The sequence below is a fragment of the Streptomyces sp. NPDC058877 genome, assembly GCF_042742855.1.
Taxonomy (GTDB): Bacteria; Actinomycetota; Actinomycetes; order Streptomycetales; family Streptomycetaceae; genus Streptomyces.
This window is the reverse complement of sequence record NZ_JBHYMF010000003.1, coordinates 67,808-82,494: the sequence shown is the minus strand read 5'-3', so window position 1 is coordinate 82,494 and position 14,687 is coordinate 67,808. Positions and strand designations below refer to the sequence as shown.

At 70.8% G+C, this 14,687-nt stretch carries 9 protein-coding genes; 5 read left to right on the top strand and 4 right to left on the bottom strand.

The annotated features are described in order from the left end of the window. The first annotated feature begins 87 nt into the window (after window positions 1-87). Window positions 88-2,670 carry an ATP-dependent helicase HrpB gene (gene hrpB, locus ACFW2Y_RS01595; RefSeq protein WP_384871886.1) on the top strand — a complete coding sequence of 861 codons (2,583 nt, stop codon included), beginning with the start codon at window positions 88-90 and terminating at the stop codon, window positions 2,668-2,670. Here hrpB and ACFW2Y_RS01590 read toward each other — a convergent pair. The 3 genes from ACFW2Y_RS01590 to ACFW2Y_RS01580 all read right to left on the bottom strand — a co-directional run bounded on the left by ACFW2Y_RS01590 (window position 2,654) and on the right by ACFW2Y_RS01580 (window position 5,870). Beyond that, window positions 2,654-3,637, bottom strand: coding sequence for a DUF3068 domain-containing protein (locus ACFW2Y_RS01590; RefSeq protein ID WP_384871971.1), 984 nt, complete (start codon window positions 3,635-3,637; stop codon window positions 2,654-2,656). The two genes, hrpB and ACFW2Y_RS01590, sit on opposite strands and share 17 nt — an antisense overlap. A 10-nt stretch (window positions 3,638-3,647) precedes the next feature. Further along, window positions 3,648-3,788, bottom strand: a complete 141-nt coding sequence (locus ACFW2Y_RS01585) for an SPW_0924 family protein (RefSeq protein WP_384871883.1) — start codon at window positions 3,786-3,788, stop codon at window positions 3,648-3,650. 180 nt (window positions 3,789-3,968) lie between these two features. Then, entirely contained in the window at window positions 3,969-5,870 is a 1,902-nt protein-coding gene (locus ACFW2Y_RS01580; RefSeq protein WP_384871880.1) for a lytic transglycosylase domain-containing protein, read from the bottom strand. Window positions 5,871-6,088: 218 nt separating this feature from the next. On the opposite strand from ACFW2Y_RS01580, the gene ACFW2Y_RS01575 reads away from it, so the two are divergent. Beyond that, window positions 6,089-6,994, top strand: coding sequence for a DUF4184 family protein (locus ACFW2Y_RS01575; protein ID WP_384871876.1), 906 nt, complete (start codon window positions 6,089-6,091; stop codon window positions 6,992-6,994). 155 nt (window positions 6,995-7,149) lie between these two features. On the opposite strand, the gene polA is transcribed toward ACFW2Y_RS01575, so the two are convergent. Further along, window positions 7,150-9,861, bottom strand: coding sequence for a DNA polymerase I (gene polA, locus ACFW2Y_RS01570; RefSeq protein ID WP_384871873.1), 2,712 nt, complete (start codon window positions 9,859-9,861; stop codon window positions 7,150-7,152). Between the two features lie 122 nt (window positions 9,862-9,983). On the opposite strand from polA, the gene ACFW2Y_RS01565 reads away from it, so the two are divergent. The 3 genes from ACFW2Y_RS01565 (at window position 9,984) to ACFW2Y_RS01555 (ending at window position 14,622) form a co-directional block, all read left to right on the top strand. Continuing rightward, the gene (locus ACFW2Y_RS01565) at window positions 9,984-12,266 is read left to right on the top strand and encodes an FdhF/YdeP family oxidoreductase (protein ID WP_384871870.1); all 2,283 of its coding nucleotides are present in this window, start codon (window positions 9,984-9,986) and stop codon (window positions 12,264-12,266) included. Window positions 12,267-12,360: 94 nt separating this feature from the next. Then, complete coding sequence (locus tag ACFW2Y_RS01560) at window positions 12,361-12,864, top strand: PaaI family thioesterase (protein WP_384871868.1); 504 nt, start codon at window positions 12,361-12,363, stop codon at window positions 12,862-12,864. A 519-nt stretch (window positions 12,865-13,383) separates the two neighbouring features. Then, window positions 13,384-14,622 carry an ABC transporter substrate-binding protein gene (locus tag ACFW2Y_RS01555; protein WP_384871865.1) on the top strand — a complete coding sequence of 413 codons (1,239 nt, stop codon included), beginning with the start codon at window positions 13,384-13,386 and terminating at the stop codon, window positions 14,620-14,622. The last annotated feature ends 65 nt before the right edge of the window (window positions 14,623-14,687 follow it).

The window sequence follows — 14,687 nt, the reverse complement described above, 5'->3', positions numbered from 1 at the left end:
ACACTCTTCCAAACCGATCATCCGATCATCGACGGGCCCTGTGGACGGGAATGCCGTTCTTCTTGCGGCGCATACGAGACTGAGTGCGTGATCCGAAACGACGCACTCGACCACCTCCCCGTCCGCCATGCCGTCCCCGAGCTGCTTGCCGCGCTCGCGGAGCGCGGCACGGCGGTGCTGTCCGCCCCTCCCGGCACCGGCAAGACGACGCTGGTGCCGCTGGCGCTCGCAGGACTCATAGGGGAAGGACCGGAGCGCCGGGTGCTGGTGGCTGAGCCACGGCGGATGGCGGTGCGGGCAGCGGCCCGGCGGATGGCCTGGCTGCTCGGCGAGGACGTCGGTGACGGGGTCGGCTTCGCGGTGCGCGGCGAACGCCGGACCGGTCCCACCACCCGGGTCGAGGTGGTGACCACGGGCCTTCTGCTCCAGCGGCTCCAGCGCGATCCCGAGCTCGCAGGGGTGGACGTGGTGCTGCTCGACGAGTGCCACGAGCGCCATCTCGACGCCGACACCGCCATGGCCTTCCTGGTGGACGTGCGGGCGACGCTACGCCCCGAGTTGAAGCTCATCGCGGCCTCTGCGACCAGCGACGCCACTGCCTGGGCGGAGCTGCTCACGGTCCTGGAGGGCAGCGGTCCCGCGCCGATCGTGTGGAGCAAGGGCCGGGGACACGGATACGTGGTGCGGTTCGCCGCGCCACCGTCCGGGGTCCGGCCGGCACACGGCACATGGGTGGACCCGACCCTGCTGCGTCATGTGGCGTCGACGATCCGGCTGGCGTTGGAGAGGCACGAGGGTGACGTGCTGTGCTTCCTTCCGGGCACGGGGGAGATCGCACGCACGGCCGGGCTGCTGGACGGGGTGGACGCCGAGGTGTTCCAGCTGCACGGGAGGGCTTCCGCCGCGGTGCAGGACGCCGTGCTACGGGGGTCCGGCCCTGACGGACGACGGCGGGTGGTGCTCTCGACGGCGGTGGCGGAGTCGAGCCTCACGGTTCCCGGGGTGCGGATCGTGGTGGACTCGGGGCTGGCCAGGGAGCCCCGGATGGACCACGCCAGGGGGCTGGGGTCCCTCGCGACGGTGCCGGTGTCGACGGCGGCGGCGACCCAGCGGGCCGGGCGCTCGGGCCGCGAGGAATTCGGCACGGTGTACCGCTGCTGGGCCGAGGCGGAGGACGGCAGCCGGACGCGGTTCCCCTCACCAGAGATCAAGATCGCCGACCTGGCGGGCTTCGCACTGCGGGTCGCCTGTTGGGGCGACCCGACGGCACGGGGGCTCGCACTGCTGGACGCACCGCCGTCCGGGGCGATGGCGGCGGCCCGTACGGTCCTGGAGTCGATCGGGGCGGTGGATGCGGACGGCCGAGCGACGGAGCGGGGCGCACGGATGTCCCGGCTCGGCCTGCACCCCCGACTGGGGCGCGCACTGCTGGACGGTGCGCCCGAGGTCGGGGTCCGACGGGCAGCCGAAGTGGTGGCCCTGCTCAGCGAGGAACCTCCGCGTGAGTACGGCGATGACCTGGTGGCGGCTTGGCGGGCGGCGCGCCAGGGCTTCGACGCGTACGGCGCACGGTGGCGGGCGGAGGCACGCCGACTGGAGCGGTCCGCCTCCGGAATCCTGGAGGAGGGCAAGGCAGGGGGCGGTGCCCGGAACTGGTCCGGGGCCGATGGGGCCCGGGGCGGGGAGGGGGATGACGCCGCGGCCGGCTTGGTGACGGCGCTGGCCTTTCCCGAGCGGATCGCGCGGGCCCGGGAGCAGGGCGGCCATCTGATGGTGTCGGGGACTGGGGCCAGGCTCGCCGAGGGTTCCGGTATGCGGTCCAGCGCATGGCTGGCCGTGGCCGTGGCGGACCGTACGGCGCGGGACGCCACGGCTCGGGTGCGACTCGCCGTCGTGGTGGACGAGTCCGTGGCTCGCCGGGCAGCCGGTCATCTCGGGAGCACCGGTGAGGAGGTCCACTGGGAGGACGGGGAGGTGGTCGCGCGGTCGGTGGACCGTTTGGGAGCGGTCGAGCTGACGGTCCGTCCGCTGAGGGCAGGGGCCGACCCCGCGCTCATGCGGGAGGCGCTCGTCGACGGCTTGCGACAGGAGGGGCTCGGGTTGCTGCGGTGGCACCGGGGAGCCGAAGAACTGCGCGAGCGCCTTGCCTTCCTCCGCCGCCAGTTGGGAGATCCCTGGCCCGACGTCTCGGACGGGGCACTGGTCGAGCGGGCCGGAGAGTGGCTGGAGCCGGAGCTGTCCAGGGCGTCGCGCCGCGCCGATCTGGGACGGATCGACGCGGGTGAGGCGCTGCGACGGTTGTTGCCGTGGGAGTCGGGAGAAGCGGCGCGTCTGGAGGAGCTGGCACCGGAGCGGATCGAGGTTCCGAGCGGTTCGCGGATACGAGTGGGGTACGGCGGCGAGCAACCCGTGGTCGCGGTCAAGCTCCAGGAGGTGTTCGGCCTGTCCGAAACGCCTCGGGTGGCTGGGGTTCCGGTGCTCTTCCACCTCCTCTCCCCCGCCGGTCGACCGGCGGCCGTCACCGCTGACCTGGCGTCGTTCTGGCGAGAGGGCTACCGGGCGGTGCGGGCGGAACTGCGGGGGCGATACCCGAAGCACCCCTGGCCGGAGGACCCGTCCGCAGCGGCGCCGACCCGCCACACCAGTGCACGGTTCAGAGCGGAGCGCTGATCGGGGCGGCGGGCGGCTCCGTGGCCGGGCGCCGCGAGCGGGCCTCCAGCCAGAGGGCGAGGGCGAGAAGGGCCAGGGCCAGGATGGTGAGGCCCCACGGGACGTAGGAGACGAGCATGAGGACCGCCAGGCGATTGGCGGCAACCATCTCGCCGATGCTGTCGAGGTAGTCCTCGCGCATCTTCACGTGGCCGGCGAAGACGGTGAGGGTGTCCTGCCCCATCAGGGCCTTGGCATTGCGGAGCTCCTCCCGGTGAACCTCTTCGCCGTTGACCGGGGCTCCGGTGACGGGTTCGACCCAGAACATGCGCTTGGTGGTGTACCAGCGGGTGAGGCCCGAGTCGGCGAGGATCTTCGGGGTGATGCCTTTGACCGGCATGGTCTTGGGCATGGGGACCTCGGTCCAGGGGATGGTCTGCTCGAAGTAGTAGACCTCCAGCCCGCGGAAGGTGCGGGTGCCCTTGTAGTGGATGGGTGCGGCCGTGCGGGTCTGGGCGTCGAAGTACTGGTAGTCGCGCTTCTCGGTGAGGAAGGGGAACTTGAACTCGATGCCCTCACGACGGACCGGGTCTCCATCGACCGATTCGCCGGTGGCGTGGACCGGCTCCTGGGTGTGGGCGTCGAAGATGTAGCGCTCCGGGACCTTGGAGACCATCTTGCCGTCGGGCCCGGTGACGTAGGCCAGGGCGTCCCAGACGACGACGTCACGCCCCGCATCGCGTTCGATGCGCCGGGACTCCTCCACGTTGCCCTTGAGGGTTTGGATGATCGTGATCTTGTCGACCTCCTCCGCACGGAGCGTGGAGTAGTTGAGGAGGGTCGCGGGGCGCGCTTCCAGGACGGTCTCCTGGTACTGGTTCGCCGGGATCTTCGCCAGGCGGGGGAAGGCGTACCAACGCAGGGTGGGGGCCATCGCGGCACAGAAGACGGCGAAGGAGAGCAGGACGAGACCGGCTCGACGGCGCACGGTCACCGCCTCACTTCTTGAGGCCGGGGTCGGCCGTCAGCAGGGGCTTGGGAGAGGTGGGGCCGTCGGGCGACAGATCGACCACGGAGACGAGGAGGACGAAGAGGAGGACTGGGGCGAGTCCGATGGCGGCGGCAACGAGGGCGCGCATGGTCAGCCTCCCGGAGTGCGATCTGATGGTTCGTCAATTCGGGGGCACCGTAGCAATGCGGCCGCAAGATGAGAACACGTTGCACCCTGACAACGCGGAGCGCCGCCTCACCACCCGGTGTCCGGGGGCGAGACGGCGCACTGAGCTCAGCGGCGCGAAGGGCTGCGCCGGGAGGGCCGATCAGGTGAGGGGAACGGAAGAGGAAGTCGCCGGGGCGGAAACGGAACGGGTGGGCGCCGGCGTGGACGTAGATGTGGGCGTGGGCGTCGGCGTGGATGTCGACGTGGGCGTGGGCGCCGGGGTCGTTTCCGAGGGGGCCGGCACCGGGGTCGTTTCCGAGGGGGCCGGGGCGGGATCCGTGACGGTGAGGTCAATGAGGGCGATGCCGCCACCGGGCGCGGTCAGCCGGAGGTAGAACAGCCCTTGCTTGTCGCCCGCGAGGAGGTCGCCCGGCGCGAAGGTCAGCAGTCCGTTCGTCCCGGTCTTGAGGCTGACGGTGCGAACCGGCGGGCCGTCCGGGCGCTTGAAGGACGGTCCCTCGGTGCTGACCTCGGGGTCCGTCTTGGAGGCGACGATCTCCGCGGTGACGAGCACACCGGGAGCAAGCGCGCCTCTGTCGGTGGCCCTCACCTGGAGCTCTTGGGCGAAAGCGGTACCGGTCGCGGCCGAGAGGGAAGCTTCCCCGACCCGGGTGAGCACGTCCGCGAGGCGCTCCGTGACGGACGCGGTGAAGTCGGCGACCAGGGGGCGGCCCACGACGGTGGCCCGTACGGTGAAGGTGCCCGTCTTCTCTCCGGCCCGGAGGGCGGGAGCCGAGGCGAGACCGGCCGCGGTGGTGGTGACCGTGGACTCCACCGTGCCACCGGCGAAGCGGGTATCGGTGGTGCCGACGATCTCGAAGCGAATGGCCACCCCGGATACCGGCGCGCCCGATGCGTCGAGCGCCGCGACCCGGGGAACCCCGGTGAAGTTCTTGCCGGTGGTCGTGGTCAGCTTCACGTTGGCCACGGCCGTGAGCCGGGTGACCTTGGCGGCCGACGGAACGGTGGGAGGCTTCACCGGCAGGGTGACCGGGGGCTTGATCGGGGGCTTGGTGGGAGCGGGCGGCGGGGTGACCACTCCCGTGCCGGGCTCCGACGGCGTCGGCTTGCTCGGCGTCGGCTTGCCGGGTGTCGGTGTGGGCGTGGGCGTGATCGGCGCAGGGGTCGTCGGGCTGGGCGAGGACGGCACCGTGGGGCGGCCGTCGCTGCGATCGACCGGGAGCGCTCCCGTCCCGTCCGGGATCTGGTGGGTACCACGCTGGTAGTACTCGAACCAGGAGAGGACCGTGTTCAGGTACTCCCTCGAACGGTTGTAGCTGAGGATCGCGCTGTCGAGGTCGGCCTTGAGCGCGAGGTTGCGCCCGCCCGCACAGAGGTAGAGGCCGGCGGCCTGCGCTGCGTCGTAGATGTTGTTGGGGTCCTTCTTGCCGTCGCTGTTGGCGTCCTGCCCCCAGATGGCCCACGTGGACGGGATGAACTGCATCGGGCCGACGGCCCGGTCGTACGTCTTGTCGCCGTCGTAGGCGCCGCCGTCGGTGTCGGGGATGTTCGCGAAACCGACGCCGTTCAGGGCCGGGCCGAAGATCGGGGGCGAGGCCGTGCCGTTGTCGTCGACCCTGCCGCCGTTGGCCTGACCGGACTCGACCTTGCCGATGCCGGCGAGCAGCTGCCAGGGCAGGTTGCAGCTGGGCTGGGTCGAGCGGATCGACTGCTCGGCCCGTTTGTAGGCGGAGAGGACGGACGCGGGTATGCCGGCTTCGGCAGGCCCGGCGATCACCGGCATGTGGGTGCTCGCCCCGGGCTTGTTCGGCGTGTTCAGCTCCGGGAGGGCCGTGTAGTAGGGGGACTGACCGGTCGCGGAGCCTTCCCCGGACGGCTGGGTGGCGTCACCGGTGCCGATGGCCTGGTCCCCGCTGGCGTTGTCCGCGGGTGGCGGAACCATCTCCGGAGCCTGCGAGGCGGCCAGCGCGGCGACCGCCGCGGCGACCACGGCACCGTTGGTGGCCCCCTTGCGCAACCGCCGGCCGATCTGCGCTGTCATACCCTTCGTCCCCTCCCCGACTACAGCGGCCCCACGCTCCCCGTGTGTGACCCCCGGCGACCCTATGCCAACTCTGGACCTGCGGGTAACGGCCGTTCACCGTGTTTCACGGTTTCGTCACCTCTTGGCTGCTGCGGACCGGCTGCATTCGGGAACCGACCAGCGGCTTCTTCCCCTCTTGCACTGCGACCGTCGTTGCCCAAGCCGGGGGATTCCCGTTGCCGTTCACGCTGAGTCATGCCGCCGCGGTGCTGCCCGGGCTGCACCGGAACGGAACCGCGCGCGGTCCGCTCGTTGCGTCCGCCCTCGTCGCCGGCTCCTTCTCACCCGACATGACCTACTTCGCCGCGACCGCGTTCCCCGAGGCGATGCTCTTCGGGGACGTCACCCACTCCCCCGTGGGGATCGTCACCGCCGACCTGCTGATCACCGTCGCGCTCGTGGCGTTGTGGCTGGTCGTGCGCGAACCGTTCGTCGCCCTGCTCCCCACCCGGTGGCGGGGGCCAGTGTACGGGGTGGTCCGTGGTCGCCCTTGGCGCGACCGGAATCCGGTCGCCCTCGCGGGCTGGTTCTGCCTCTCCGCGATTCTCGGGGCCACGACTCATGTGGTCTGGGACTCCTTCACCCACCCCGACCGCTGGGGCACCCGAGCGATCCCGTTCCTCGGCGAGGTGGTGGCCGGTTTCCCGGTCTACCTCTACGTCCAGTACGGGGGTTCGGCGCTGGCGCTGGGGCTTCTCGGTCATTACGCGGCGCGGGCACTGCGGTCTTCGGAGCCCGTGGCCGACCCGGCGTCCCCGCCCCCGCTCCCGGGCCGGCGCGGGCGTCTCCTCGCGGTCGGGTTGATCGGCGGCTGCGTCCTCGCGGGCACCGCCCATCGGGTGCTGCGCTGGGCCGCCCACTGGGGCTGGGACAGGATCGAAACGCCCCTCGACGTCATCCCGACGGCTTGCTTCGGAGCCGGCTCAGGGCTTCTGGTCGGGCTCGTGCTGTACGGGGTGGGGGTGCGGCTCCTGGGGCCGCCGCTGCCCTTGCCTTCCGGAACGGGGAGTACGGGAGAGAGGGCCCCGGCGGCCCCTCCCTCGGACCGGCTGGCGGAGCGCTCCCGGCAGGGGCCCCGCTGACCTTCCCCGCCGGCCTTCCCCGGAGGGGTCCGTGGGACCGGGTGCCGCACTCCACCGGTCCTGCGTCGGGATTCGTGGGTGCCGCTCCGTCGGGCCCACCCGTTCCGCCCCGTGGGGCTGCCGACGGCAACGGGTGGGCGCGCGGAGCGGCCGGATCAGTGGGCCGCCGAGTCCCAGTTGGGGCCCACGCCGACCGAGACGTCCAGCGGCGCCCGGAGGTCAGCGGCGGCCGACATCTGCTCGCGGACCAGGGCCTCGACCCGCTCGCGCTCGCCGGGGGCGAGTTCGAGCACGATTTCATCGTGGACCTGCAAGAGCATCCGGGAGGTGAGGCCCGCCTGCGTGAGCGCCCGGTCGACGCCCAGCATGGCGACCTTGACGATGTCGGCGGCCGTGCCCTGGATGGGGGCGTTGAGGGCCATCCGCTCGGCGGCCTCCCGGCGCTGCCGGTTGTCGCTGTTGAGGTCCGGCAGGTAACGGCGACGGCCGAGCATCGTCTCGGTGTACCCGGTGGCGCGTGCCTCGTCGACGACCCGGTGCAGATAGTCCCGCACCCCACCGAAGCGTTCGAAGTAGGTGTCCATCAGTCCGCGGGCCTCGCCCGGGTCGATGTTCAGCTGCTGTGAGAGGCCGAACGCCGAGAGGCCGTAGGCCAGGCCGTAGGACATCGCCTTGGTCTTCCGGCGCATCTCGGCGTCGACGGCGGACCGCTCGACGCCGAAGACCTGGGAGGCGACGGTGGTGTGCAGGTCCTCACCGGACGTGAAGGCCTCGATGAGGCCCTCGTCCTCGGAGAGGTGGGCCATGACGCGCAGCTCGATCTGGCTGTAGTCGGCGGTCATGAGGGCTTCGAAGCCCTCGCCGACGACGAAGCCGTGGCGGATGGCCCGGCCCTCGTCCGTCCGTACCGGGACGTTCTGCAGGTTGGGGTCGGTGGAGGACAGCCGGCCGGTGGCGGCGACGGTCTGGCTGAAGGTGGTGTGGATGCGACCGTCGGCGGCGACGGTCTTGATCAGGCCCTCGACGGTGGACCGGAGTCGGGCCTGCTCCCGGTGGCGAAGCATGATCACGGGCAGCTCGTGCTCGGTCTGGCCGGCCAGCCAGGCGAGGGCATCGGCGTCGGTGGTGTACCCGGTCTTGGTCTTCTTGGTCTTCGGCAGGTTCAGTTCACCGAAGAAGACCTCCTGGAGCTGCTTGGGCGAGCCGAGGTTGAACTCGTGGCCGACGGAGGCGTGGGCCTCCTTCACGGCTTGCTGCACGGCACCGGCGAACTGCTGCTCCATGGCCTCCAGGTGGTCCCGATCGGCGGCGATGCCGTGCCGTTCCAAGCGGGCGAGGAGGGCTGAGGTCGGCAGCTCGACCTCGTGCAGGAGTTCGCGGGCGCCCACCTCGCCGAGCCGCTCCTCAAAGGCCTCGCCCAGGTCGAGGACGGCCCTCGCCTGGCTCATGAGGGCCTCGGCCTCGGCGGTGTCGTCGGCGCCGAAGGCGAGCTGGCCGTCGGCCGCGGCGGCCGGGGCGAGCTCACGGCCCAGGTACTCGACGGTGAGGGCGTCCAGCGCGAAGGAGCGCCGACCGGGCTTGACCAGGTAGGCGGCGAGGGCGGTGTCCATGGTGACGCCCGCGATGCTCCAGCCGTGCTCGGGGAAGACCCGCATGGCGCCCTTGGCGTTGTGCATGGCCTTCGGCCGGTCGGGGGCGGAGATCCATGCGGCCCATGCCTGCTCGTCCGCCTCGTCGAGGGCGCTGGGGTCGAACCAGGCGGCGGCGCCTCCGGCAGCGGCGAGGGCGACCTCGCTCACGTTGCCCGTGCCGAGGGACCAGCTGTCGACGGTGGCGACGCCGAGGGGCTCGGTGCCGTGCTCGGCGAGCCAAGGGGCGAGCTCACCGGTGCCGAGGACGGCGAAGTCGAGCTCGACGCCCGCGGCGGGCGCGGGAGCGGCTTCCTCCGCGGCACCCGGGTCAACGGCGAGGAGCCGCTCGCGCAGCGAGGGGTTGCGGATCTCCAGGGTGTCGAGGACGAGGGCGACGGCCGCGCGGTCATAGGGCTCGCGGGCGAGGTCCGTCACGTCCTTCGACAGTTCGACGTCCCTGACCATCTCGGTCAGGCGACGGTTGAGCTTGACCGCCTCCAGGTGGTCGCGGAAGTTCTGGCCGGCCTTGCCCTTGACCTCCTCCGCCCGCTCGACGAGTTCGGCGAAGGAGCCGAACTGGTTGATCCACTTGGCCGCGGTCTTCTCGCCGACCCCGGGGATGCCCGGCAGGTTGTCGGACGGGTCGCCGCGCAGGGCGGCGAAGTCGGGGTACTGCGAGGGGCTCAGGCCGTACTTCTCCTGGACCTTCTCCGGCGTGAAACGGGTGAGTTCGGAAACGCCCTTGGTCGGGTAGAGCACCGTGGTGTGCTCGGTGACCAGCTGGAAGGAGTCCCGGTCTCCCGTGACGATGAGCACCTCGAAGCCCTCGGCCTCGGCCTGGGTGGCGAGGGTGGCGATGACGTCGTCGGCCTCGAAGCCGTCCACGGCGAAGCGGGGTGCGCGCATCGCGTCGAGGAGCTCGCCGATCAGCTCCACCTGTCCCTTGAACTCGTCGGGGGTCTTCGAGCGGTTCGCCTTGTACTCCGGGAACTCCTCGGACCGCCAGGTCTTGCGGGACACGTCGAACGCGACGGCGAAATGGGTGGGGGCCTCGTCGCGGAGCGTGTTCGCCAGCATCGAGGCGAACCCGTAGATCGCGTTCGTCGGCTGCCCGGTCGCGGTGGTGAAGTTCTCCGCGGGCAGCGCGAAGAACGCGCGGTACGCGAGCGAGTGTCCGTCCATGAGGAGCAGACGGGGGCGGGTGTCTACGGTGTTCTTCGATGCTGTCTCGGCCACGGGACGATCCTGCCACGCCCCGCTGACAATCCCATCCCCAACGGTCGGGGTGCCGGGCCGTCGGCGTCGCGTGACAGGATCGGAGGCGTACGCCTCAGGATTACCGCTCAAGGGAGAGCGCGATGGTCAGCAAGCCGCCGGCCGGTGACCCGGTTCAGGACGCACCGCAGGTCACGCCGCCGCAGCACGCCGCAGCCGGCCTGCCCGCCATCGGGCACACCCTGCGGATCGCACAGGAGCAGATGGGGCTGCGGCGCACCGCGCGGACCCTGCTCAAGGTCAACCAGAAGGACGGCTTCGACTGTCCCGGCTGCGCCTGGCCGGAGGGAGACCGGAGGCACCTGGCCGAGTTCTGCGAGAACGGCGCGAAGGCGGTCGCCGAGGAGGCGACGCTGCGCCGGGTGACCCCGGAGTTCTTCGCCGCGCACCCGGTGGCGGACCTGGCGGACCGCAGCGGTTACTGGCTGGGCCAGCAGGGCCGGATCACCGAGCCGGTCCTCCTCGACGAGGGCGGCGAGCGCTACGAGCCGGTGACGTGGGAGCGGGCCTTCGCGATCCTGGCGGAGGAGCTGCGGGCCCTGGACTCGCCCGACGAGGCCCTCTTCTACACCTCGGGGCGGACCAGCAACGAAGCGGCGTTCCTGCTCCAGCTCTTCGCCCGCGAGTTCGGCACGAACAACCTGCCGGACTGCTCCAACATGTGCCACGAGTCCTCGGGTTCGGCGCTGACGGAGACGATCGGCGTCGGCAAGGGCAGCGTCTCCCTGGAGGACCTGCACCGGGCGGACCTGATCATCGTGGCCGGGCAGAACCCGGGGACGAACCATCCGCGGATGCTCTCGGCGCTGGAGAAGGCGAAGGCCTCGGGCGCCCGGATCATCTCGGTGAACCCGCTGCCGGAGGCGGGCCTGGAGCGCTTCAAGAACCCGCAGACCCCGCAGGGGATGCTGAGGGGAGCGGCGCTCACCGACCTCTTCCTCCAGATCCGGATCGGCGGCGACCAGGCCCTCTTCCGGCTCCTCAACAAGCTGGTCCTGGAGACGGACGGGGCGGTCGACGAGGACTTCGTACGGGACCACACCCACGGGTACGAGGAATTCGCCGCGGCGGCGAAGGCGGCCGACTGGGACGAGACGCTCACCGCGACCGGGCTCGACCGCTCCGAGATCGAGCGGGCCCTGGACATGGTGCTCGCCTCGAAGCGCACGATCGTCTGCTGGGCGATGGGCCTCACCCAACACAAGCATTCCGTGCCGACCATCCGCGAGGTGGTCAACTTCCTGCTGCTGCGCGGGAACATCGGCCGACCGGGCGCCGGAGTGTGCCCGGTGCGCGGCCATTCGAACGTGCAGGGCGACCGCACCATGGGCATCTTCGAGCGGCCCGCGCCCGCCTTCCTCGACGCCCTGGACGAGGAGTTCGGGATCGTGTCGCCGCGCCACCACGGCTTCGACGTGGTGCGCTCGATCCAGGCGCTGCGCGACGGCGAGGCGAAGGTGTTCTTCGCCATGGGCGGCAACTTCGTGGGGGCGACGCCGGACACGGAGGTGACGGAGGCCGCCATGCGCAACGCCCGCCTGACCGTGCACGTGTCGACGAAGCTCAACCGTTCGCACGCGGTCACCGGCACCCGCGCGCTGATCCTGCCCACGCTCGGCCGCACCGACAAGGACGTCCAGCGGAGCGGGCGGCAGTTCGTCACGGTCGAGGACTCGATGGGCCTGGTGCACGCCTCCCGGGGCAACCTGCCGCCGGCCAGCCCCCATCTGCTGTCCGAACCGGCGATCGTGGCCCGGATGGCCCGGGCCGTCCTCGGTGCGGAATCGGCCACGCCCTGGGAGGAGTTCGAGGCCGACTACGGTCGGATCCGGGACCGCATCGCACGGGTGGTCCCCGGTTTCGAGGACTTCAACGCCCGTCTGGCGGCGGCTCCGGGCGGCTTCGCCCTGCCGCACGCCCCGCGCGACGAGCGCCGGTTCCCCACGAAGACCGGAAAGGCGAACTTCACGTCCGCACCCGTCGAGTACCCGGAGGTGCCGGAGGGGCGGCTGCTGTTGCAGACGCTCCGCTCGCACGACCAGTACAACACCACGATCTACGGTCTGGACGACCGCTACCGGGGGATCAGGGGCGGTCGTCGGGTGGTGCTGGTGCACCCCGAGGACGCGGCGGCGTTCGGGCTCGCGGACGGGGTGCGCGCGGACCTGGTGAGCGAGTGGACGGACGGCACCGAGCGCCGGGCTCCCGGCTTCCGGGTGGTGCACTACCCGACGTCCCGCGGCTGCGCGGCGGCCTACTACCCGGAGACCAACGTGCTGGTGCCGCTGGAGTCGACGGCCGACGTCAGCAACACCCCCGCCAGCAAGTCCGTGATCGTGCGTCTGGAACAATCACGATCCGCCTAAGCGTTTGCTCAGGCGCGACCACACGACCTGCCGACCACGACCACGCGGCCGGCAGGCGATCAGCAGCCGTACGAAGACGAACGGAGCCGGGCCCATGGGTGAGCAGCAGCACGTGAAGTTCCCGCAGGAGGTCATAGAGGAGTACGCCGCGCTGGGCGTCGACCTTCCGGCGCTCTTCTCCGCCGGACACCTCGGGAACCGGATGGGCCTGCAGATCCTGGAGGCCTCGGCCGAGCGGGTCGTGGGCACCATGCCGGTGGAGGGCAACACCCAGCCGTACGGACTGTTGCACGGCGGCGCGTCGGCCGTCCTCGCCGAGACGCTGGGCTCCATCGGCTCGATGCTGCACGGCGGGGCGTCCCGCATCGCGGTCGGCGTCGACCTCAACTGCACCCACCACCGCGGGGTGCGCAGCGGCCTGGTCACCGGAGTGGCGACCCCGGTGCACCGAGGGCGGAGCACCGCCACCTACGAGGTCGTGATCAGCGACGAGCAGGACCGGCGGGTGTGCTCGGCACGCCTGACCTGCCTGCTGCGCGAGGTCACCGAGAAGGACGCCGGGAACCTTCCGGCAGCAGGGACGGGCGCGGGCGCCTGACGCACCGCACACACCTCACGAAGGGGCGGCACCGGTCGGTGCCGCCCCTTCGCCGTCCCCTCCCCCGCCGATCATGACTCTCCGTGACATTCGAGCACCGAAAGGAGGACCGGCGGAACAGCGCCATTCCGTCCGCTCAGCTTTCTGCCGCCGTCCGATATCCGGAGAGTCGGCCGAGTGATGCGACAGGAGCAAGAATCACTCAAGCCCCTTAGCGGAACTGCGCGTTCTCAGCATGTGGTCACTGCGTTACAGACCCCTATGCCCCGGTTTTCCCCGCCGCCGCGCACACTCTTCCCCCGTCGGCATAACAAGACAGTCACATCCTTCCCACGCCGCTCCCCGACCCTCCCCACCTGCGCTTAGAGTCACCGCCAGTCACCGCGCCGCCGGGCGCGTCCTAGTACACGGCCTGTACCAACCCAGTACGGCCCGGCGTTCCAAAACGGCACCCCTCGCTCCGCAGCTTCACGGCACCGCCTCAATCCGAGGGGGCCGCGCCAGGGAAAGGACCCCTTCGTGCGAAACCGTTCGTTGCTCATACTCACCACCGCGGTCACCGCGGGAGCGCTCACGCTCACCGCCTGTGGTTCCCGTGACGACAAGGGCGGCGCCGAGAACGGCGACAACGGCAACGTCACCGTGACCATCGGTCTCGACGCGCCCCTCACGGGTGAGCTGTCCGCCCTCGGCCTCGGCATCAAGAACTCCGCCGACCTCGCGGTCAAAACCGCCAACGAGAAGGCCTACGTCAAGGGCGTGACCTTCAAGCTGGAGTCCCTGGACGACCAGGCACAGCCCTCCGCCGGCCAGCAGAACGCCACCAAGTTCGTCGCCGACAAGACGGTCCTCGGCGTCGTCGGCCCGCTGAACTCCTCCGTCGCCGAGTCGATGCAGAAGGTCTTCGACGACGCCAAGCTGGTGCAGGTCTCCCCGGCCAACACCAACCCGGCCCTGAGCCAGGGCGTCAACTGGTCCACCGGCGAGAAGAAGCGCGGCTACAAGTCGTACTTCCGCACCGCCACCACGGACGCCATCCAGGGCCCGTTCGCCGCCCAGTTCGTCTTCAACAAGGCCAAGAAGACCAAGGCCTACATCATCGACGACAAGAAGACCTACGGCGCCGGCCTCGCGGGCACCTTCAAGGGCGAGTTCGAGAAGCTCGGCGGCAAGGTCCTCGGCACCGAGCACATCAACCCGGACACCAAGGACTTCTCCGCGGTCGCGACCAAGGTGAAGAGCTCCGGCGCCGACGTCGTCTACTACGGTGGCGAGTACCCCGCCGCCGGCCCGCTGGCCAAGCAGATCAAGGAAGCCGGCGCCAAGGTCACCGTCGTCGGCGGTGACGCGCTCTACAGCCCCGAGTACGTGAAGCTCGCCGGCGCCGCCGCGGCCAACGGCGACATCGCGACCTCCGTCGGCTCGCCGATCGAGACCCTCCAGTCCGCCAAGGAGTTCCTGGCCAACTACAAGGCCAAGGGCTACAAGGAGGCCTACGAGGCCTACGGCGGCTACTCCTACGACTCGACCTGGGCCATCATCGAGGCCGTCAAGAAGGTCGTCGACGGCAACAACGGCAAGCTCCCCGACGACGCCCGCGCCAAGGTCGTCGACGCCATGCAGACCGTCTCCTTCGAGGGCGTGACCGGCTCGGTCTCCTTCGACGAGTTCGGTGACACCACCAACAAGCAGCTGACCGTCTACCAGGTCGAGAACGGCGCGTACAAGCCGATCGAGTCCGGCACCTTCGGCGGCTGATCCTCAGCAGTCCCACCTCTTCAAGCACCACCTTCACCGCGCGGGGGGCCGCACCAGGCTCCCCG